This is a genomic window from Mesorhizobium sp. AD1-1, assembly GCF_020164655.1.
GTDB lineage: Bacteria > Pseudomonadota > Alphaproteobacteria > Rhizobiales > Rhizobiaceae > Mesorhizobium > Mesorhizobium ciceri.
Map to the genome: position 1 here is coordinate 1 of NZ_JAIUGP010000023.1, position 20,124 is coordinate 20,124.

Annotated in this window: 22 protein-coding genes and 2 pseudogenes; 8 read left to right on the forward strand and 16 right to left on the reverse strand. The window is 61.3% G+C overall.

The genetic code is table 11. The features are described from left to right. Positions 1-189 precede the first annotated feature (189 nt). Positions 190-3,696 carry a carbamoyl-phosphate synthase large subunit gene (gene carB, locus LB519_RS29295; protein ID WP_027162088.1) on the forward strand — a complete coding sequence of 1,169 codons (3,507 nt, stop codon included), beginning with the start codon at positions 190-192 and terminating at the stop codon, positions 3,694-3,696. Positions 3,697-3,763: 67 nt separating this feature from the next. On the opposite strand, the gene LB519_RS29300 is transcribed toward carB, so the two are convergent. From LB519_RS29300 to LB519_RS29315, 5 genes and pseudogenes are all read right to left on the reverse strand, one after another. Next, the gene (locus LB519_RS29300) at positions 3,764-5,620 is read right to left on the reverse strand and encodes an ATP-dependent nuclease (protein WP_224621782.1); all 1,857 of its coding nucleotides are present in this window, start codon (positions 5,618-5,620) and stop codon (positions 3,764-3,766) included. A gap of 145 nt (positions 5,621-5,765) precedes the next feature. Continuing rightward, positions 5,766-5,915, reverse strand: a pseudogene (locus tag LB519_RS31455) (RidA family protein); the annotation flags it as partial. A gap of 111 nt (positions 5,916-6,026) precedes the next feature. Next, positions 6,027-6,419, reverse strand: coding sequence for a Rid family hydrolase (locus LB519_RS29305; RefSeq protein WP_013530107.1), 393 nt, complete (start codon positions 6,417-6,419; stop codon positions 6,027-6,029). A 224-nt stretch (positions 6,420-6,643) separates the two neighbouring features. Further along, entirely contained in the window at positions 6,644-7,105 is a 462-nt protein-coding gene (locus LB519_RS29310; protein WP_224621783.1) for a DUF6644 family protein, read from the reverse strand. Then, a complete protein-coding gene (locus LB519_RS29315) occupies positions 7,106-7,489 on the reverse strand; it encodes a DUF6152 family protein (protein WP_224621784.1) in 384 nt (127 codons plus the stop codon). Between the two features lie 212 nt (positions 7,490-7,701). Between LB519_RS29315 and LB519_RS29320 the strand changes: the two genes are divergently transcribed. Further along, positions 7,702-8,022 carry a DUF1476 domain-containing protein gene (locus tag LB519_RS29320; RefSeq protein WP_224621785.1) on the forward strand — a complete coding sequence of 107 codons (321 nt, stop codon included), beginning with the start codon at positions 7,702-7,704 and terminating at the stop codon, positions 8,020-8,022. Positions 8,023-8,184: 162 nt separating this feature from the next. Here LB519_RS29320 and LB519_RS29325 read toward each other — a convergent pair whose 3' ends face one another. Further along, entirely contained in the window at positions 8,185-8,739 is a 555-nt protein-coding gene (locus tag LB519_RS29325) for a DUF4142 domain-containing protein (RefSeq protein WP_013530103.1), read from the reverse strand. Between the two features lie 133 nt (positions 8,740-8,872). After that, complete coding sequence (locus LB519_RS29330; protein ID WP_224621787.1) at positions 8,873-9,616, reverse strand: DUF899 family protein; 744 nt, start codon at positions 9,614-9,616, stop codon at positions 8,873-8,875. Between the two features lie 145 nt (positions 9,617-9,761). Here LB519_RS29330 and LB519_RS29335 point away from each other — a divergent pair, with 145 nt between their 5' ends. Continuing rightward, positions 9,762-10,097, forward strand: a complete 336-nt coding sequence (locus LB519_RS29335) for a hypothetical protein (protein ID WP_024504134.1) — start codon at positions 9,762-9,764, stop codon at positions 10,095-10,097. A gap of 28 nt (positions 10,098-10,125) precedes the next feature. Here LB519_RS29335 and LB519_RS29340 read toward each other — a convergent pair whose 3' ends face one another. The 5 genes from LB519_RS29340 to LB519_RS29360 all read right to left on the reverse strand — a co-directional run bounded on the left by LB519_RS29340 (position 10,126) and on the right by LB519_RS29360 (position 14,911). After that, positions 10,126-10,950, reverse strand: a complete 825-nt coding sequence (locus LB519_RS29340) for a carbohydrate ABC transporter permease (RefSeq protein ID WP_027162096.1) — start codon at positions 10,948-10,950, stop codon at positions 10,126-10,128. Position 10,951: 1 nt separating this feature from the next. Beyond that, the gene (locus LB519_RS29345) at positions 10,952-11,905 is read right to left on the reverse strand and encodes an ABC transporter permease subunit (RefSeq protein ID WP_032899369.1); all 954 of its coding nucleotides are present in this window, start codon (positions 11,903-11,905) and stop codon (positions 10,952-10,954) included. 55 nt (positions 11,906-11,960) lie between these two features. Then, on the reverse strand, positions 11,961-13,229 hold the full coding sequence (locus tag LB519_RS29350; RefSeq protein ID WP_224621788.1) for an ABC transporter substrate-binding protein: 1,269 nt from the start codon (positions 13,227-13,229) through the stop codon (positions 11,961-11,963). 282 nt (positions 13,230-13,511) lie between these two features. Then, complete coding sequence (locus LB519_RS29355) at positions 13,512-14,000, reverse strand: GNAT family N-acetyltransferase (protein WP_224621789.1); 489 nt, start codon at positions 13,998-14,000, stop codon at positions 13,512-13,514. 5 nt (positions 14,001-14,005) lie between these two features. Beyond that, entirely contained in the window at positions 14,006-14,911 is a 906-nt protein-coding gene (locus LB519_RS29360; protein WP_013530096.1) for a lytic transglycosylase domain-containing protein, read from the reverse strand. 181 nt (positions 14,912-15,092) lie between these two features. On the opposite strand from LB519_RS29360, the gene LB519_RS29365 reads away from it, so the two are divergent. Next, positions 15,093-15,662, forward strand: coding sequence for a methylated-DNA--[protein]-cysteine S-methyltransferase (locus tag LB519_RS29365; RefSeq protein WP_013530095.1), 570 nt, complete (start codon positions 15,093-15,095; stop codon positions 15,660-15,662). A gap of 30 nt (positions 15,663-15,692) precedes the next feature. Here LB519_RS29365 and LB519_RS29370 read toward each other — a convergent pair whose 3' ends face one another. The 3 genes from LB519_RS29370 to LB519_RS29380 are packed head-to-tail and all read right to left on the reverse strand — an operon-like array spanning position 15,693 to position 17,501. Continuing rightward, positions 15,693-16,181, reverse strand: coding sequence for a nuclear transport factor 2 family protein (locus LB519_RS29370; protein WP_013530094.1), 489 nt, complete (start codon positions 16,179-16,181; stop codon positions 15,693-15,695). 26 nt (positions 16,182-16,207) lie between these two features. After that, positions 16,208-16,597: a nuclear transport factor 2 family protein gene (locus LB519_RS29375; protein ID WP_013530093.1), complete on the reverse strand. Its 390-nt coding sequence runs from the start codon at positions 16,595-16,597 to the stop codon at positions 16,208-16,210. Between the two features lies 1 nt (position 16,598). Further along, the gene (locus LB519_RS29380) at positions 16,599-17,501 is read right to left on the reverse strand and encodes an MBL fold metallo-hydrolase (protein WP_224621791.1); all 903 of its coding nucleotides are present in this window, start codon (positions 17,499-17,501) and stop codon (positions 16,599-16,601) included. A 149-nt stretch (positions 17,502-17,650) separates the two neighbouring features. Here LB519_RS29380 and LB519_RS29385 point away from each other — a divergent pair, with 149 nt between their 5' ends. Beyond that, positions 17,651-18,541 carry a LysR family transcriptional regulator gene (locus LB519_RS29385; RefSeq protein WP_224621793.1) on the forward strand — a complete coding sequence of 297 codons (891 nt, stop codon included), beginning with the start codon at positions 17,651-17,653 and terminating at the stop codon, positions 18,539-18,541. Between the two features lie 26 nt (positions 18,542-18,567). Here LB519_RS29385 and LB519_RS29390 read toward each other — a convergent pair whose 3' ends face one another. Next, positions 18,568-18,897 carry a hypothetical protein gene (locus LB519_RS29390; protein WP_224621794.1) on the reverse strand — a complete coding sequence of 110 codons (330 nt, stop codon included), beginning with the start codon at positions 18,895-18,897 and terminating at the stop codon, positions 18,568-18,570. Positions 18,898-19,171: 274 nt separating this feature from the next. On the opposite strand from LB519_RS29390, the gene LB519_RS29395 reads away from it, so the two are divergent. The 3 genes and pseudogenes from LB519_RS29395 to LB519_RS29405 all read left to right on the forward strand — a co-directional run bounded on the left by LB519_RS29395 (position 19,172) and on the right by LB519_RS29405 (position 20,106). Then, positions 19,172-19,384 carry a cold-shock protein gene (locus LB519_RS29395; RefSeq protein ID WP_010910991.1) on the forward strand — a complete coding sequence of 71 codons (213 nt, stop codon included), beginning with the start codon at positions 19,172-19,174 and terminating at the stop codon, positions 19,382-19,384. A gap of 271 nt (positions 19,385-19,655) precedes the next feature. After that, positions 19,656-19,856: a hypothetical protein gene (locus LB519_RS29400; protein ID WP_013530089.1), complete on the forward strand. Its 201-nt coding sequence runs from the start codon at positions 19,656-19,658 to the stop codon at positions 19,854-19,856. Next, positions 19,853-20,106 (forward strand): annotated as a pseudogene (locus LB519_RS29405) (type II toxin-antitoxin system RelE family toxin). Before LB519_RS29400 ends, LB519_RS29405 begins: the two are co-directional and overlap by 4 nt. The last annotated feature ends 18 nt before the right edge of the window (positions 20,107-20,124 follow it).

The window sequence follows — 20,124 nt, forward strand, 5'->3', positions numbered from 1 at the left end:
ATTCCCCTATTCCCCTATTCCCCTATTCCCCTATTCCCCTATTCCCCTACCTCGCATTTTCGGGGTTACATCAGTCAAAACTCTTCCCTATAAGGCCCTCCTAGCCTGATACCAGAATCGCGAGCACAACCGGCCGGGTCTTCCCGTCCCGGTTTTTTGTGCAAGCCGCCCGCCGAACGGACCTTTGACATGCCAAGACGCACTGACATCAAGTCGATCCTGATCATCGGGGCCGGCCCCATCGTCATCGGCCAGGCCTGCGAGTTCGACTATTCCGGCACGCAGGCCTGCAAGGCGCTGAAGGAGGAAGGCTTCCGCGTCATCCTGGTCAATTCCAACCCGGCCACCATCATGACCGACCCGGAACTGGCCGACGCCACCTATATCGAGCCGATCACGCCCGAAGTGGTGGCCAAGATCATCGCCAAGGAGCGGCCCGACGCGCTGCTGCCGACCATGGGCGGCCAGACCGCGCTCAACACCGCTCTGTCGCTGCGCCGCATGGGCGTGCTCGAGCGCTACAATGTCGAGATGATCGGCGCCGATGCTACCGCCATCGACAAGGCCGAGGACCGCGCGCTGTTTCGCGAGGCGATGAAGAAGATCGGCCTGGAAACGCCGAAGTCGATGCTGGCCAACGCCACCGACGTCAAGAACACCGACCGCAAGACGCATGAGGCCGAGCGCGCGGCGCTCAAGGCCGAGAAGCCGGCCGATCTCGACGCCGCGCTCGATGCGCTGGAAACCCGCTGGAACCTCGGCGAAGGCGACCGCAAGCAGCGCTATATCAGCCATGGCATGGCGATCGCCGCCCAGGCGCTCGACCATGTCGGCCTGCCGGCCATCATCCGCCCGTCCTTCACCATGGGCGGCACCGGCGGCGGCATCGCCTACAACCGCGCCGAATTCTACGAGATCGTCCAGTCCGGCCTCGACGCCTCGCCGACCACCGAAGTGCTGATCGAGGAGAGCGTGCTCGGCTGGAAGGAGTATGAGATGGAGGTCGTCCGCGACAGAGCGGACAATTGCATCATCGTCTGCTCGATCGAGAACATCGACCCGATGGGCGTGCATACGGGCGACTCGATCACCGTCGCCCCTGCCCTGACGCTGACCGACAAAGAATACCAGATGATGCGCAACGCCTCGATCGCGGTGCTGCGCGAGATCGGCGTCGAGACCGGCGGCTCCAACGTGCAGTTCGCCGTCAACCCGGCCGATGGCCGCCTCGTCGTCATCGAGATGAACCCGCGCGTCTCGCGTTCGTCGGCCCTGGCCTCCAAGGCGACCGGTTTCCCGATCGCCAAGATCGCCGCAAAGCTCGCCGTCGGCTACACGCTGGACGAGCTGGAGAACGACATCACCGGCGGCGCGACGCCAGCCTCGTTCGAACCGAGCATCGATTACGTCGTCACGAAGATCCCGCGTTTCGCCTTCGAGAAATTCCCCGGCGCCGAGCCGGTGCTGACCACCGCCATGAAGTCGGTGGGCGAAGTCATGGCCATCGGCCGCACCTTCCAGGAATCGCTGCAGAAGGCCCTGCGTGGACTTGAAACCGGCCTCACCGGTCTGGACGAGATCGAAATCCCCGGTCTCAGCCATGGGGGCCTCGGTTCCGCCAACCATGCCGACGACCGCAACGCCATTCGTGCAGCGCTCGGCACGCCGACGCCCGACCGGCTGCGCATGGTGGCGCAGGCGATCCGCATGGGCACCTCGTTGGAAGACGTGCACGCCATGTGCAAGATCGACCCGTGGTTCCTCGAACAGATCGCCGGCATCGTCGCCATGGAAGCCCGCATCCGCGAGCACGGCATTCCCGAGGATGCCGTCAACCTGCGCATGCTGAAGGCCATGGGTTTCTCCGATGCCCGCCTCGCGTCGCTGACGAAGACCGACGCCGAAGTGATTCAGAAAGCTCGCGAAAAGCTCGACGTTCATCCTGTTTATAAACGCATCGACACTTGTGCGGCCGAGTTCGCCTCGCCCACCGCCTACATGTACTCGACCTATGAAGTGCCGTTCGCCGGCGCGCTGGCCAACGAGGCGCAGGTCTCGTCGCGCAAGAAGGTCGTCATCCTCGGCGGCGGCCCCAACCGTATCGGCCAGGGCATCGAGTTCGACTATTGCTGCTGCCACGCGGCCTTCGCGCTGCGCGATGCCGGCTATGAAGCGATCATGATCAACTGCAACCCGGAGACGGTCTCGACCGACTACGACACCTCGGACCGGCTCTATTTCGAGCCGCTGACGGCGGAAGACGTGCTGGAGATTCTGCGCGCCGAACAGGCCTCGGGCGAACTGGTCGGCGTCATCGTCCAGTTCGGCGGCCAGACGCCGCTGAAGCTGGCGGACGCGCTGGAGAAGGCCGGCATCCCGATCCTCGGCACCTCGCCCGACATGATCGATCTCGCCGAAGACCGCGACCGCTTCCAGAAGCTGCTGCACAAGCTCAACCTGAGCCAGCCGAAGAACGGCATCGCCTATTCGGTCGAGCAGGCCCGCCTCGTTGCCGGCGAGCTTGGCTTCCCGCTGGTGGTGCGCCCGTCCTATGTGCTGGGCGGCCGCGCCATGCAGATCATCCATGACGAGGGCATGCTGCAGACCTACCTGCTCGACACCGTGCCCGGCCTGGTGCCGGAGGACATCAAGCAGAAATACCCCAACGACAAGACCGGTCAGATCAACACGCTGCTGGGCAAGAACCCGCTGCTGTTCGACACCTATCTCAGTGGTGCCATCGAGGTCGATGTCGACTGCCTCTGCGACGGCAAGGCGACCTTCGTCTCCGGCATTCTGGAACACATCGAGGAAGCCGGCATCCATTCGGGCGACAGTGCCTGCTCGCTGCCGGTGCACTCGCTGCCTTCCGAGCTGGTCGACGAGCTGGAGCGCCAGACGGCGGCCCTTGCGCGCGCGCTCAATGTCGGCGGGCTGATGAACGTGCAGTATGCGATCAAGGACGGCACGGTCTACGTGCTGGAGGTCAACCCGCGCGCATCGCGCACCGTGCCCTTCGTCGCCAAGACCATAGGCCGGCCGATCGCGAAAATCGCCGCCCGCATCATGGCCGGCGAAAAATTGGAAGACGCCTTCGCCCATTACGGCGCCATGCCGGACCCCAGGAACCCCGGCCACATCGCGGTCAAGGAAGCCGTGTTCCCCTTCGCCCGCTTCCCCGGCGTCGACATATTGCTCGGCCCGGAAATGCGCTCGACCGGCGAAGTCATGGGCCTCGACCGCGACTTCGCGCTCGCCTTCGCCAAGAGCCAGCTCGGCGCCGGCGTCGACCTGCCGCGCTCCGGCACGCTGTTCGTCTCGGTGCGCGACGAGGACAAGAAAGGCATCCTGCCGGCGGTCAAGCGCCTCGCCGGCCTCGGCTTCAAGGTGCTGGCCACCTCAGGCACCGCCCGCTTCCTCGCCGAAAACGGCGTCGACGCCCAAAAAATCAACAAGGTGCTGGAAGGCCGCCCCCACATCGAAGACGCCATCCGCAACCGCCAGGTGCAGATCGTCTTCAACACCACGGATGGCCAGAAGGCGGTATCGGACTCCAAGTCGCTCCGCCGTGCCACGCTGATGCAGAAGGTGCCGTATTACACGACGCTGTCAGGTGCGGCGGCGGTGGCGGAGGCGATTGCGGCGCTGAAGGCGGGGAGTCTCGAAGTGAGGCCGCTGCAGGAGTATTTTGCTTAGCGTTATCTTCTCCTCGTTGGAAAGAGACAAGATGTAGACGTCGACGCAAAAGCAGGAAAGCGTATACCTAGCTCCTGCGTTGTCTTGCCATATCCCTCATGCTTTCACGACGTACTGCAGCCTGCGAACTTTGAACCGGCAACGATTTGTCGGTCGCTGAAATGATTGCCTCTACGGATTTGAAAATTAGATCAAACGCTGAAAATGCCTCGTCCGGCAACTTCGGCACGACAGTCTTGGCAAACACCATTTTTGAGTTTTCATCAATTGCTTGAACCTCAGTCCCTCCCTCTAGCGGGACTCTCACAGTCCCACTCCCTAACTTTCTGGACGCGGTCAGCGGTGTCAACACCAGCCGCCGACCATCGACAACCGTTGCTAAGTATTCATCGGAAAACAAGAATTCAATTGGAAGATTCTCATTTTCGGCACATGCCTTTCTAAACTCGGGAACAGGGAGGAGAAGACCAAATGAGCGACCGTTCTTGGAAGACTTTACATCCGAGAAAAGGTCATTTGCGACAAAGTTATTATCCAACTTCCACTCTTTAGCGCCAGCCTCATCTCGGTCGAATAACCCAATTACTACATGCGGATTATCAGCTGCAACAGCCCTCAGGCAAAGAGATAACTTGGATGCCCCAGCAGCACCACCGCCACTTCCGTCACCAGTGTCGCAACTCTTTATACGAAACGTCTGCTTCGTATTTCGGATTCTCTTCCAAGCTTCAACGAGCATGATCTCATCTGTTTTCCCTTCTGTAAGCAATATAGGAGATTTTATTTCGAACATTTCCTTACGGACATCGTCGATTTCCTCCTTAAATCTTATCATCTCCAATTGCTGCGCCGAATATGACTCAAGCGCCTTGGCCACTGCTGGCAGATAAAAGCCCTCTCCAACCGCAGCTGCCGCATCAAACCGATCAAGGTTCTTACCTTGGACAATTTTTGCAACACCGTCCTGCGTGTCTCTTGTTACATAAAATCGAGATATATTTTCGGAGGTTAAATTATAAAAGGAAGGGCTATGTGTCGTTGTAAATATTTGAACCCCGTCGCCTTCGGCAATTTTCAAAAGGCGAACAGCCTCCGCCTCCGCAGCAACAAAATCCAGGGAGTTCTCGGGTTCCTCAAAACCCCAGATATGGAACTGAAAACGATCTCTCTTTGAAATGAAGTTGAGCAGCTCAGGTATGTGGCGAGCTTTTATGCCATCACCTCTCTGCGTGGTGAGAGATTTTGAAATCCCGCCTGCATTACTAATCGTTTCGAAATCCAAAGTTTGAAAGAGCTCATCCATTCTGCTTGGGGAGGAAATTTTGGTCTCGTGAGCTATCTCCTTGGGAAGTCCCTCAAAAAGACTGCTAGTTAGACCCTGCACCCTGCCGGCAAAATCCCCAACTGTAGATACGAATTCGTCGGAATCAGACAGAGTTTCGTAAATATTGAAGAGCAAGCTTCTAAATATCGACGGGTCCTTTATGGCCGGTATATAGATAAATCTAAAGAGATTTATGAATCTCGTAACAATATGCCTCTGATTCTCACGGATGTGAGATGATACCTCTTCATGATAATCGCCGCCACGCGAAACAGTCCATTGCCTTTTTACATAAAAACTTTCACCGAGAGACCTTTGATAATTCTTCGGTGTTGCAAACGTTATTTTAACATATATAAATTTCCTAACGTCGTCAGAATTCTGCGATTCAACGAGGCGTCGATCGGAAAAATCAATACCAAAGTTGTATTCATTTATATGGTCAGTTTTATTGTTAAAAAATAAATTTAGAGCTCTGACTATGTTTGATTTTCCCACGTCATTTTTACCAAATATTATATTTAAATGGTTACACTTATATAAAGTCACTTTATAAAAGCTTCGAAAATAGGCAATTTCAATTTCTTGGATGAGATTCACGGCTGTTTCCCCTGCCATCGCCAAAATCAAGCTACTACACATTTTAGCCGTCGAACAACTCGCCCCGCCATATACAAAGGCCTATTTCTTTGTTCCATGCCGTTCGAGAGTCCCTGTTCTGCTATTCTGCAGTCCAAACGAGGCGTCAGCCCACCGCCACACACTCAACTCAATATCAAACTCCATCGGCCACGACGCCACCGGCACGAAACTCCGCGTCGGCGGGTTGACGCTGGAAATAGGCATAGACCCGGTTGATGGCGTTGTAGAAGCCGGCATTGGCGGCGTAGATGCGCCAGGGCCGAGACGGTTGAGGGTGTTCCAGCGGAGTGAGACGTTGGTGCTCTCTGGCCCTCTCATCTGACCGAGCTTCGCTCGGCCACCTCCCACAAGGGGACAAGGAAGATCAAGCCACAGCCACACACTCAATCTCGATATCAAACTCCATTGGCCACGACGCCACCGGCACAAAACTGCGCGCCGGCGGGTTGGTCGAAAAATACCTGGCATAAACACGGTTGATGGCGTTGTAGAAGCCGGAATTGACGGCGTAGATGCGCACCATCACCACATTGTCGAGCGAGGTGCCGGCCGCTTCCAGGCAATGTTTCAGCGCCTTCAGCGACGCCTCGGTCTGCACCTCGATGTCGCCGCGCACCATCTCGCCGGTCACCATATCCACCGGCGGCGTCGCCGAGATGAACACGAAGCCGTTGGCCTTGACCGCTGTCGAGCAGGGAAGGCCGAGCGCCCGCACCTTGTCCGACATGACGGGGACTTCGATGATTTCTTTCTTCATGGCAAATCTCCCTTGTTTGCAAGGAGCTTATCCCCGCACTGGCGGAACGCCAGCGCCGTTCTTCCCTTCTCCCCTTGTGGGAGAAGGTGGATCGGCGCGATAGCGCCGAGACGGATGAGGGGTGTTCCAGCGGAATGAGGCGGCGGCGTTCCCTGGAACACCCCTCATCCGACCTCGCTTCGCGAGGCCACCTTCTCCCACAGGGGGAGAAGGCCAGTGCGGCGCTAGAGAAATCCGATGAACCGTCCGGCGAAAAGCACCGAAGTCCACAGCAGTATCGAGAGCACAGCCAGGATGGCGCTGCCTGCCGGCTCGTCACCGCCTCTCGCGCGGCGAAAGCGCAGGAAGGCGAGGAAATTGACACCGGCGAGAAGGATGAGTGCCATCTTGGCGAGGAAAACCGGCATCGCCGCATAGGTGCCCGCCTTGACCGAAAACAGCAGCGAGCCGGTGACAAGCGCACCCGCGAACGCACTTAATGCAATGCGGCGCAGCAGCGCGACGAATGCGGCTTGCGGCAGCGAACGGAAGGCGCCGCAGATCCTGAGGTCCATGAGAACGACGCTGGTCAGCAGCGCACCGATCGACATGATGTGGAGCGCATTGACTATGGGATAGGCAATGAAGGAGGCCTTCAGCCACCGCACCAAGGCGAGTTGCTCGATGCCGGCGAGGAACTCGGCCATTTACGCCGGCGGCACTCGGTCGGGATAGACATCATAGGTTTTCCCGCCGACGATGACGCGGACAGCTTTCATGCGCTTTTCGCTCGCCTCCACCGAGCGGTTGCCGATCGCGGTCACCTCGTCGCCGACCTTGGCCACCTCCTCCGTGAAGCCGGCGGCGATCGTGCGTGATGGCGGCGCCATCTCCACCCGCCAGGCCTCACCCTCCGCGTCGACATCCAGCGTGGCGTGCGGATTGCCGATATAGATGGCCGTGATCTTGCCCTTGAGTTCGAAAAGCCCATCCTGTGTCCACGACCAGCCGTGATGGGCATAGGCCGCGGTGCCGGCGGCAAGCATCACGGCCGCTGTCAGCGCGACGCTGCGAATTGCGTTGAACTGCATCGCTCGTCTCCTCGGTTCATCCCGCAGGCACTTGAGAGTAGGACACGGCGCGGCAACGTCAAATCATATCGAGCGAAAGACCGGACCGCCAAGCGCCCGCCCAATCGCCGGCATGACGCCTTGTTAATGACACCCATGCGCGCCACTCTCTCTTTCCTGGCCGTTCTTCCCCTGGGCTGAAGATCGGACTCCCGTCGGAAACGAGGCGAACCATGAGCAGCATGAGAGACCGTCAGGAAGGCTTCGAAAAGAAGTTTGCGATGGACGAGGAAACGAAGTTCAGGGCCATGGCGCGCCGCAACAAGCTGCTCGGCCTGTGGGCCGCCGAACAGCTCGGCAAATCCGGTGCGGACGCCGACGCCTATGCCAAGGAAGTAGTGCACGCGGATTTCGAAGAGGCAGGCGACAACGATGTGTTCCGCAAGGTCCGCGCCGACTTCGACGCGGCAGGCATTTCTCTGTCGGATGCCCAGATACGCAGCGCCATGGAAACCCTGCTGGTGACCGCGGTCGAGCAGATCAGATCGCCCTGAGCATCGCTCAGCTTTGATCGGTATAGGGCGTGCCGTGCTTAAGGCACAGGGCCATATTGTGGTGTTGGTTGGCCAAGCGGGCTGGCTTCCATCGTAGCGCTCTACGGCGCCCCCCTCTGTCCTGCCGGGCAGGACAGAGGGGGGCGCCATAGTGAACCGCCCTCACCCCTGATGCGCGGCGGCCAGTTCCTTCACGTGTTTTTCGTGCATCTGCAGCGTCGGCAGGGTTTTCTTGGCGAATTCCTTCATTGCCGGGTCGTCGCCGGATTTCGCATAGCCGCTGAACAGCGCGACGGCTTCCTTGTGAGCGTTGGTCTGCATCTCGATGTATTTGGCCTGGAATTGATCGCCGCTGGCACTCTTCAGCTCATCGAGCATCTTTTGCTCCTTGGGCTGCAGGGCCGGACCGGACGGTGCGGTGGCCGAGGTTGTCTGGCCCTGGGCAAGCGCCGCCTTGAATTCCTCGCCGGCCTTGGTGTGATCGGCGATCATCTGTTTGGCGAACGCCTTGACGTCGGCGTCGGTTGCCTGTTGCTCGGCGAGCTTGCTGGACTCGATCTCGAACTCATTGGCGCTCGGCACCGTCTTGATGAAGGTCGAAGTGTCGACCTTCGTCGTGGCGGCGAGCGGCGTGGTCGTGGCGGTCGTGTTCGACTGGGCAAAGGCCGGCGCGCCGGCAAGCAATGCTGCTGCGGTCAGAATGGTAAGCGTCTTCATGGCATGTCTCCGGTTGGAATTGTCCCTCGGACAATCCAACGTCGCTTGGGCACTCCGGTTGCAGGTCATGAGGAAGAAGCCTGCGCGTGTCGCCTCGATTACCCGAACCGCGGCGGCTGACCAGAGCTACCTTTCAGTGGCAGCAAGCCTCGCCATATTGCAGCTGCTCGTTCCAGTTCGGGCGGCCTTCAGGCGTGAAATCCATCAGGTTCCAAAGCGTTTCGCAGGTGCCGAGGCCACGCGGATCCTGACCGGGCTCCGTCGGTGCGAAATCCAGTTCCGAACTCCAGAAATGGCGTATGCCGTCGGGGTCGCGGTGAAACACCGACAGCAGCGGGATCTGTGAGCCGTCGGCCGCCTCCGCATTGTAGTCGCGCTTGAAGCTGTTGGCCGCCGAAGACACCAGCCGCATGTTGCGCCAGCCCCGATCTCGACCGAGCGTGACCAGGTTTTCGAGCGCGGTCTTGCCCACCACCGCGAAATTGAAGCCGGCCGCCTGGAGATGCCCGACCGCGCCGTCGAACTGATCGAGCAATGCCGTGCAGGACGGACATGGCTGGTCCGGTCGGGCGAGCTTCGCCGTGCCGCCGCTGGTCGCCACATCGCGCTTCTCCTGCGGGTGGCGCGGGAACATCATGTTGTAGAGGATCAGGCTGTCCTTGCCGGGCGCGAACAGCTCCGACAGCCTTGTCTTCGCGGGCTTGCCCTGGGCATCCAGTGCGTCGAATTCATAGTCCTGGCGGATCGGCCCGCCCGGCGGCAGCGCGCGCCGGGCCTCGGCGACCTCTTCCATGGCGCGGCGCAGCTCGATTTCCTTCTTCAGCAATTTTTCGCGCGCGGTGCGGTATTTCGCGGATTCGTTGGGAAAGGTGATCATGATCGGCTCCTTCAAGTCGCGGCGCCGGCGTCCCGGCGCGGTTGCTCTGCGACCCAAGGACGTTTGGCGGTGATCGGCTCCGACATTTATTGCGCATGGTGATATGTCGTAATCCCTGTTCGGGCAGCGTGATCCGGGGGACGAAATGCACGACGACGAGACCGATCTGCGCTGCCCGCAAGTGGTGGCCGACAATGCCGCCAAGGGCCTCAGACTGCGCGGAGAATTCGGCCGCGGCGGCACCGAGATCGGCGTCGCCCGCGCCACCGAACTGAAGAACCGGGAAAAGCTCGCGCCCTCCACCATTCGCCGCATGGTCAGCTATTTCGCCCGCCACGAGGTCGACAAGCGCGGCAGGAACTACGGCAATGAGCAGAACCCTTCGGCCGGCTACATCGCCTGGCTGCTGTGGGGCGGCGATGAAGGCCGCACCTGGGCGCTTGATCTCAAGCAGAAGATCGGCAACGCGCCGGACATCTGACAACGGTCCGCACTACGCTGACCGCTCCTCACCCCTTGACCCCGCCGGCGGTCAGGCCGGAGACGATCTTGCGCTGGAAGATCAGCACCAGCACCACCAGCGGCACCGTGACGATCACCGAGGCCGCCATGATGTTGCCCCAGGGGATCTCGAACTGCGAGTTGCCGGAGAGCAGCGCGATCGCGACCGGCACGGTCCGCTGTGCGTTGTTGGAGGTGAAGGTCAGGGCAAACAGGAACTCGTTCCACGCACCGATGAAGGCCAGCAGGCCGGTGGTCGCCAGCGCCGGCCACATCAGCGGCAGGAAGACCCGGGTGACGATGATCCACGGCGTGGCGCCGTCGAGGATCGCCGCCTCCTCGACCTCGACCGGCAGGTCGCGGACGAAGGTGGTGAGCACCCAGACGGTGAACGGCAAGGTGAAGATCATGTAGGAGAAGATCAGCGCGAACAGCGAATTGTAGAGGCCGAAGATGCGGACCAGTTCGAACAGCCCGGCCAGCAGCGCCACCTGCGGGAACATCGACACCGACAGGATGATGAACAGCAGGGCCGAGCGGCCGCGGAATCGAATGCGCGCCAGCGCGTAGGCTGATGTGACGCCGAGCAACAGCGACAGCGCGACGACTGCGCCGGAGACGAAGAGCGAGTTCGCGAGGTTGCGCACGAAGGCGCCCTCGATCAGCACATTCCGGTAATTGGCGAAACTGATCGTCGTTGGCCACAGATCAGCCCGGAACAGATCGGTCCCGGATTTCAGGCTGGTGACGATCGCGTAATAGAACGGGAACACCGCGACGAAGACGATGACCGCGACCAGCAGGTAAAAGGCCGTGCGCTTCACGATCCACATCTCAGCGGTCCCCGTCCAGGCTGATCCGGCCGATCCGGATGGTGACGATGGTAAGCAGAGCGAGAATGAGGAAGAGCAGGGTCGAGGCGGCGGAGCCATAGGCGAACTTGTCGAACTCGAACAGGTTCTCGCGGGCGAACACCGACATCGACTTGGTGTGCACATTGTTGGGTGTCAGCACATAGACCAGGTCGAAGATACGCAGCGCATCGAGCGCGCGGAAGATCACCGCCACCAACAGCGCGGGGCGGATCAGCGGCAAGGTCACCCGCCAGAAGATCTGCCAGGGGTTGGCGCCGTCGAGCCTGGCGACCTCGATGATCTCCCTCGGCAGCATCTGCAGCGCGGCCAGGATGAGCAGCGTCATGAATGGCGTCGCCTTCCAGATATCGACGATGAGGACCGCCGCCATCGCGGTGTCGGCGTTAGCCGTCCAGGCGATCTTGGTGCTGATCAGGCCAAGATTGAGCAGCACCACATTGATGATGCCGAACTGGTCGTTGAGCATCCATTGCCACATCTTCGCCGAGACGATCGTCGGGATCGCCCAGGGGATCAGGATCGCCGCCCTGACGATGCCGCGGCCTGGGAATTCGGCGTTGAGAACCAGGGCAACGATGGTGCCGAGGATGGTCTCGCAGGTCACCGAAATGAGGGTGAACCGCACCGTGTTCCAGACGGCACGCCACCAGACAGGGTCGACCAGCAACCCGTCATAGAGGGTCCGGCCGCTTGGCATGTGAAGTACCGAAAAGTAATTGGCGAAGCCGACCCATTGGCGCGCGTCGAGATCGGCCAGTGAGGCGTCGGTGAAGCTGAAATAGACCGTGCGGGCAAGCGGCCAGCCGGCCGCCGCGGCGAGCACCAGAAGCATTGGCGCCAGGAAAAGCCACGCCGAGCGAACGCGCTGTGCCCTCAACGGCGCGTGCGCGGCCTTGGCTGTTTCCGGTTTCATCCCTGTCATCTCGCTCCGCTCGCTGCGGTCCCGCCGGCCGGCTGTCCCAGTATCGTCACCAGCCTCGGCCCTTCAGCTTGGTCAGCGTCGCTTCGAGGTCGGCCAGATTGTCGGCGGCAGTGCCGTCGCCCGAGAGCGTGTTGTGAACAGCGTTCCAGAACTGGCTCGACGCCTCGTTGTATTTGATCCTGGTGGCGGCCGAGGGGCGCGGCACCGCATTGAGAAAGATCTGCTTCCAGCGCGGAATAATCGGGTGTTCCATGGCAATGTCGGCATCGTCATACAGCGCCTGGATGGTCGGCAGATTGGACGTCTTCAGCGCGCGGTATTTCTGCATCGCGGGCGAGGCAATGAACTTGACCAGCTCGATCGCGGCATCCGGATGCTTCGAATATTTGGAGACCGCGAGGTTCCAGCCACCCAGCGTCGCGACCGGTCGGGCGCCTTCGCCGGTGCCGGCCGGCAGCGGCGCCACGTCGAACTTGCCCTTGATCGGCGAGCCCTCGCCGTTGCCGAGCGCATAGGCATAGGGCCAGTTGCGCATGAACACCGCGTTGCCGGTCTGCCAGACGCCGCGCGATTCCTCTTCCTGGTAGGCGAGCACGCCGGGCGGCGCGATGGTCCCAACCCAGCCCTTGACCATATCGAGCACCGCCGCCGCTTTTGGATTGCTGATGGAGATGGAGCCGTCCGGCTCGATGATCTGGCCGCCGCCATTCGACATCACCCATTCGAGCGCGTCGCAGGTCAGCCCCTCATAGGCGTTGCCCTGAAAGACGAAGCCCCAGATATCCCGATTGCCGGCTGCACGTTCCTTGTCCATGACCAGCCTGGCGGTGTCCGCCAGTTCCTTCCAGGTGGCCGGCACCTTGGCGCCATATTTGTCGAGGAGATCCTTGCGGTAGTAGAGCGCCGGCGCATCGGTGAAGATCGGCAAGGCGACGAGCTTGCCATTGACGGTCTGCGACCGGATGATCGACGGGAAATGCTCGGCCACGATCTCCCTGGTCGCTGCGGTCAAATCGACGAGCTGGCTGGCGAGCTGCGGCGCCCAGATCACGTCCGTCTGGTAGACGTCGATGTCGCTGTTTCCGGCGGCAAGCCACAGCCGGTACTGGCCGAACTGGTCGGTCCCGGACGTCGGCATGACGACGATGCTGACCTTGTTGCCGCTGTCTTTCTCGTAACGGTCGAGGATCTCGCGCAGCACCTTGATGCCGTCGCCGGTATCGCCCGACACCATCGACAGCTCGACGGCCCGCGCCGGCGTACCAACCAGCATGGCGGCGACGCCGAGCGCCAGGAATGCGTGAGAAAACTTCATGGTGATGGATGTCCCTCCGCAGCCGGCGACAGGAAACACTCCACGCGCCGGCAGCTTGTCGGACCCCGCCTTCCATTGAATGCGAAGCGGCGCTTTGGGTTCCCAAATCGCGCCGTTCCTGCGTGAGGCGACACCCATCAGGGGGTGTTGAGATTCAGGTCAGGCCGAGTCGAAAATGGTGGTTTCCGAGAACCGGAGCGGAGCGTACTTTTGGGCACGTGAGCACCGGAAGCGCAGGAAGCCATCATTTGCAGGCCGGCATCACCTGAATATCAGCACACCCTAGCCTTCCCAGGCGACAGGCATCATACCCAGCCGCTCATAGAGCCGGACGGCGGCGGGATTCTCGACCGTGTTGGTCTTGAGGTCGACATGGTCGGCGCCGCGTTCGCGAAAAACGGCGAAGGCGTGCCACATCAGCGCTTCGGCAACACCCTTGCCGCGCGCCTCGGGATGAACGGCAAGATCCTTGACGAAGGCGCGGGTCCAGCACAGCGCCGCCGCCGCCAGCCGGCCCTTGGCGTCGATGACGAGGAAGCACAGCGCCGGGTCGAATTCGGGATCGTCCGCGATACGCGGCCACCACTCGTCGAACGGACCATCGGCGCCGTCATCGAACACTTCCGTCAAAAGCGCATGCAGGGCGGGCGCGTCACCAGGCTCGAAACTGCGCATGACAAAGCCGTCGGGCCAGTGCGGCGGAACCAGCGTCTCGTCGAGGATCTTGCGCAGCCGGACGTCGTTCAGGGCCGGCGGGCGCGGTTCAGGCATCGCGCTCAGGCGTCGGGTTGCAGGCGACGGCGCTGGCGGTCGCGGCCAAGGCCGGTCGCCTCGAGCAGGCCCTTGCGCTTGGCGTCGTAATAATAGCCGGTCTGATAGAGCCAGTCGGCCTTCTTGGCGTTGCCGCCGGCCACCAGCCAGGCGCCGCGCAGATATTTGACCGCGTATTTCAGATTGGTTTCGGCGTCGAACAGGCCCTTGGCCGGTCCGTCATAGCCCATGCCGCGTGCCGTCGCGTGCTTGATCTGCATCAGTCCCCAATGGCCGTTGTTGTAGGCTTTCGGGTTGAAGGTGCTCTCGCGGTTGACGACATGGCGCACCAGGTCCACCGGCACCTGGTAGATCGCCGCATATTTCTCGATCAGCCGCTCGACATCGCCACGCACGCCCGTCGCGTGTTCTTCTTGCACGGGCCCTGCCGGAAACTGGACCAGGGCCGCCGGGTTCTGCGGCACGACATAGGCGACCTGCTGGACGCCGGGCATGCGGTCGCCCTTGGCGGTTGCCGGCACGATCAGCCCCGCGGTCGTATAAGTCTCGGCCGCCTTGACCGGTTCGTTCGCATTTGCCGGCGGCGGCGCCTGCCAGGCATTGGCGGTCATAACCGCAGGCACGGCTGGTGCCGCCGGTGTCGATCCGGCAAAAGCGGCGGTCGCCGCAGCCGGCTGTGCGGCGGGATCGGGCGGCAGCTCGGCCGTCTGAACGGGGGCGATCCCCGATGATTCCGGCAGCACCGAAACCGTCTCCGGCAGAGGCACGGTGAAGCCGGCATCAGCGCCGGCGGCGGTCGCTGTTTCGGTGAGAGCAGGCGCGGACTTCATCTGCGAGGTCGACGTGCAGCCGCTGATGCCGGCGGCGGCCAGGATTACGCCGATCGCGATAAGGTTGAGTTTTGCTGGCAAGCCGCGCTCGGGTCCGGTTTGTCGGGTTGTTAAGAAATCCCTTACACCAGCGATTCGGGCCGGGCAATCGGGGCGATCAGGTGGTTTTCGGGTGGCGAGACGCAGGCGGCGATGCCATATTGTTCCGGATATGTACTGGGACGAATCCCGGATTTCGCCACTTTGCGGGAAGGAACGCATCATGGTCACGACAGCTTCGATCACGGCCGGCCACGCAGTGTTAGAAACAGTGATCGGTTTCATGGGCATTGCCTGGAGCGAAAAGGGCCTGATCCGGCTCTGCCTGCCCGAACGCAGCCGCGAAGCGGTGGAACGGCGTCTGCTGCGCCATGGCGGTGTTTCCGCCTCCACGGCCCAGCCGCCATGGGTGGTCGAGCTGATCGCAGCGATCAAGGCCTATGCGGCGGGCGAGGATGTCGATTTCTCCGCCGTACCGGTCGATCTCGACGGCGTCGACGATTTCCGCCTCGCCATTTACGACGCGGCGCGAAAACTCTCCTTCGGCGAAACCACCACCTATGGCGAGCTGGCCAAGACCGCCGGCCATGCCGGGCTCGCCCGCGAAACCGGGGCCGCTCTTGGCGCCAATCCGGTGCCGCTGGTCATCCCTTGCCATCGCATCCTTGCCGCCGGCGGCAAGATCGGCGGCTTCTCGGCGCCGGGCGGCTCGGTCACCAAGGAGAAGATGCTGGCCATGGAAGGCGTGCGCGTCGGCCCGCCGCCCCCGGCGCAGGTATCGTTCGGGTTTTGAGCGGCGGCCGGCGCTGGAAGAAGGCCTGGATCAGTACATCGGTCGCTTATTGACCGGGTTGGCGGGCACCGGCTGCATCACGTCCCAATGCTCGGCGATCTTGCCGTTTTCAACGCGAAAAATGTCCACGATGACCGTCTCCGGCATGTTGCCTGCCTTCGGTTGAACGACCTGGGTCATGACGAGGTCGCCTTCGGCGATCACCCGCTTGAAGTCGACTTTTTGTTTTGGCCAATTGGCGACACCCATGCTTTCGAGAAGCTTTTTGACCGAGTCTCGGCCATCCGTCATCGTCGGGTTATGCTGAATGTAAGCCTCGGCCCAATAGCGGTCCAGCGCGGCAAGGTCATGGTCGCCGAACAGCGCCTGATAGGCTTTCAGGACAAGCGTCCTGTTTTTTTGAGTCAATTCATGCTGTTGCAGCACCTGCTTGACCGGCTTGGTGTTTCCCGCATGCGCCGCGGCCGTGAGCGCCGCGACGGCGAAAGCGGCCGCCGCGAAGGATTTAAGTTGCAGCACGGATGTCTCCCTCGGTTGCTTCGGTGTCAGGCCAGTGCGCGCGCAACGAGCACCGTATCGACATACTGCCGCATGCGGATGATCTTGCCGTCCCGCAGTTCGTAGAGATGAGCGAAGGGGGCCGTCATGGATTTTCCCGTCGCCTTATATGTACCGGAATACACGCCGAAGGCCGCCACCCGGTCGCCATCGGCAATGAAGCTGTGCACGTCGGCGTGGTATCCGATCCACTCCGAGCCGAGCCGCTTGAAGACCCCCTGCATCAGGGCCTCGATGCCGACATAGGTGCCGGCATAGGGGAATCCTTCCGCCTCGGTCCATTCGATGTCGGCGGAAAGAACGGCCAGCAGATTGCGGCCGTTCTCCTCGGAAGTTCCCTCGTAGGTTCCACGGATCAAATCGAGGTTCGTCGCCATATCAGCCCCACTTCATCTCGCCCTTGGCGACCTTGGATCCGACATCGAGGGCGACGCCCATACCGAGGCCGGGGAAGCGGGTCTCCATGGCGGCCTTCAACGCGGCGCTGTCTGCCGCCTTGTCCAGTTCTTCCTCGAAGGTGAGGAGATAGGACTTGGTGAACTCCACCGCCGAAGGGCCGATCGCGGCATCGGGGGCCATGTGGCCGGGCACCACGACAGCGGGCCTGCGGGCGGCAATCGCGTCCAGCGTCTTGATCCAGGCGGCACGGCTTTCCCTGGTCTGCGTGTCGGCGGTCCAGACGTGAACGCCCGAGAAGATCATCACCCCGCCGAAAACGGCATTGAGCGACGGCACGAACAGATAGCGGCGGTTGGCCAATCCTTCTTCCGCATTGACGATCTCTACAGTCTCGCCATCGACCGTCAGCGTTGCGCCGTCGAATGCCTCGGGGAGGACGATGTCGGAAAGCGCCTGCGGGCCATTTTCCTTCAGTTGCGGACCCCAGACGGCGAGCTTCTTCTCCACATTGCCCTTGATGGCTTCCAGCGTGGCGGAGGCAGCGATGACTTTTGCCTCCGGGAAGGCGTCCCTCACCGGCTTCAGGCCGAAGTAGTAATCGGGATCGGACTGAGTGACATAGATGGAGGTCAGCTTCTTGCCGGTGGCCTTGATGGCATCGGCGAGCGCCTTGCCGTCCGGATAGGTGAAGCCGCCGTCGATCAACAGGGCTTCGCTCGGCCCCGACAGCAGCACCGGCGCACGGAAGAAACCGTTTGGACCCGCCGGGAAGTGTTTCCAGCCAAGCTTGGCGCCGGCGGCCTGGCCGCTGTCGATGGGCGCGAAAACGGCGGTTGCGCCGAGGGCCAATGAGGTCTTCATGATCTGTCTCCTCGTGAACATGGAATATCTCCGTTGAATGAAAGGGGATCGGGTGCGGCTACGGGCCCGCAGGGCGGACGGTAGACGGCACGGTAAGCCCTCTGGATTAATCAATAAATTGGCCGTAATAATACAAACTGTATGTTGAAAGCTTACAATGAGCCTTCGTGGTGGAATCGATAAACCTCAATCGCCTCGCCTATTTTGCCACCGTGGTCGACGCAGGTTCCTTTACCCGCGCGGCCGAGCGGCTTGGCATCACGAAAACAGTCGTCAGCCAACAAGTCGCTCGCCTCGAGGCTGAGCTGCGGACCACGCTTCTCGTGCGCACGACGCGAAGGGTCGAGCCGACGGAAGCAGGCCGTCTTCTGCATGCACGCTGCGTTCTGATCCTGCGGGATGTCGAAGAAGCCGTCGCCGAGGTTGGCGAGGCCAACGCCGAGGTGGCCGGTGTGCTGCGTGTTTCCGCGTCCAATGACTATGGCGCGATCGTGCTGGCCCCGATCGCCGCCCGCTTTCGCCAGAGATTTCCGGCCTGCGGCGTCGAACTGGTCATTTCCGATGCCATAATTGACTTGATCGGCAACAAGATCGACCTGTCCATCCGGGTTGGCTGGCTGGATGACTCCAGCCAGCAGGCGCGACGCATCGGCACCTTCCGGCAAATCCTGGTCGCGTCGCGGGATTTCGCGGCCGGGATCAGGGTGGACAAGCCGGAAGATCTTTCTTCCTTGCCGCTCGTTGCCAATGCCGTGCTTCGCAAGCCGTTCACCTGGAACTTCACCCGAGGCGATTCCGAGCCGCGCACCATCACCCTGCGCGAGGCGTTCTCCATCAACTCGACGCCCGCCGTACTGGAAGCGACGCTCGCCGGCGGCGGACTGGCAGTTCTGCCGGACTATCTGGTCGTCGGCGATCTATCGCAAGGCCGCCTCGTCCACGTGCTCCCCGACTGGGCGCTGCCCTCCGGCGGCATTCACGTGGTCTATCCGGCGGCGCGCTTTCGCCCGCAAAAGGTGACGCAATTCGTGTCCATGCTCACGGAACATATCCGGGATTGAGAGCAATGGCTGCCGGTCGACAAGCGCTAGTTGTTATGGAAGAACCGCCGGCGGAAATGCCGGTCGTTGTCCGGCCGCTTGCAGTTGTAGACCGGGCAGGACGTTGTGTCGGCGCTCGGCACGTAGGCTCGTGTCCTCACCTCGCCCATGCTGCAGAATCGCTGGCTCTGCACATAGCGGTCGTAGAGCGGCAGTCCCGGCACCCGCTTCGACTGGTAGCGCAGGATGACCGCCCCCTGCCGGGCGATCGTCGCCTGAACCTTGCCGCAGCTCATACGCGTCGGGTCGTAGCGCGAGATCGCCTGAGCCTGAGCGGCGACAAGCGTCAGGCAGGCGGCAAGCAGAATGGTTTTCATGGTCCTCTCCCTGATCCGCCGCCCAGGGACGTCGCGATCCGTCGTGACGCTCTCACGCGATTGGGGCGGCCATTGGGCAGCGCCCTGATCACGGCTCTCTCACACAGTCTTGTTTTTTGTGCGAAAGCAGCCTATATGCCTTCCATTGATATTTCGGCCGATCGATCCGGGCCTCGCGATAATCGCGTTTGCTGACGTCTATCTCCAAAATCTCGATGCACACCGGCTGGACCTCGGTCCGGTCAATCTAAAGCAAATGTGAAGGACTATCTAAATGGCAACTGGAACGGTCAAGTGGTTCAACGCCACCAAGGGCTTCGGCTTCATTCAGCCTGACGCGGGCGGCGCGGACGTATTCGTCCACATCTCCGCTGTCGAGCGTGCTGGACTGTCGACCCTGGTCGAAGGCCAGAAGATCAACTTCGAGATCGAGCAGGACCGCCGCACTGGCAAGTCGTCCGCTGGATCTCTGAGCAAGGCAGCCTGATTTTGCGATAGCGCGCGCCGGGCGAGAGTTCGGGGCGCGCGGCAAGTCACGGATGTACTGACAGTCGCGCGAGAAGCGCGCTGGAGCGGAAAGACCCGACAAGCTGGATCAGCAGATAGCTGCCAGCCCGGACCGGACGCTCCCGATCAGGCTACCAAGCATGGGAAGGCGGGATTTATCCCGCCTTTTTTGCTGTCTGGGTTAGGTGGCGCAGCCTGCACTATGGTTCCAACTTGTGGTACTTTTAGCCCAGTGGTGGTACCATTCGGCCATGACCAAACTTGAGCAGATCGAAAAATCCGTCGCCGAACTGAGCCCCGAGGAACTGAAGGCGTTTGCCGCCTGGTTCGAGGCGCTCCAGGCGGATATGTGGGACCGGCAGATGGAAGCCGACGCGAAGGCGGGCCGTTTGGACAGGCTTGCCGAACAGGCGCTGGCTGACCATCGCGCTGGTCGGACGCGGCCTCTGTGAACCACGTCGCCTCTCCATCGTTCTGGGAGGCTTATGAAAAACTGCCATCGTCAATCAGAGCAAAGGCGGACAGGCGTTTTGCCCGACTGCGTTCGATCCTTTTCATCCCTCACTGCATTTCAAACAGGTCGGTCGCTATTGGTCGGCGCGAGTTGACGAAAACTATCGGGCTGTTGCCATACGCAACAATGAAGATGTGATCTGGTTCTGGGTCGGCACCCACGCCGACTACGACCATTTGTTGAAATAGCCCCTCCTTCAGGAGGAG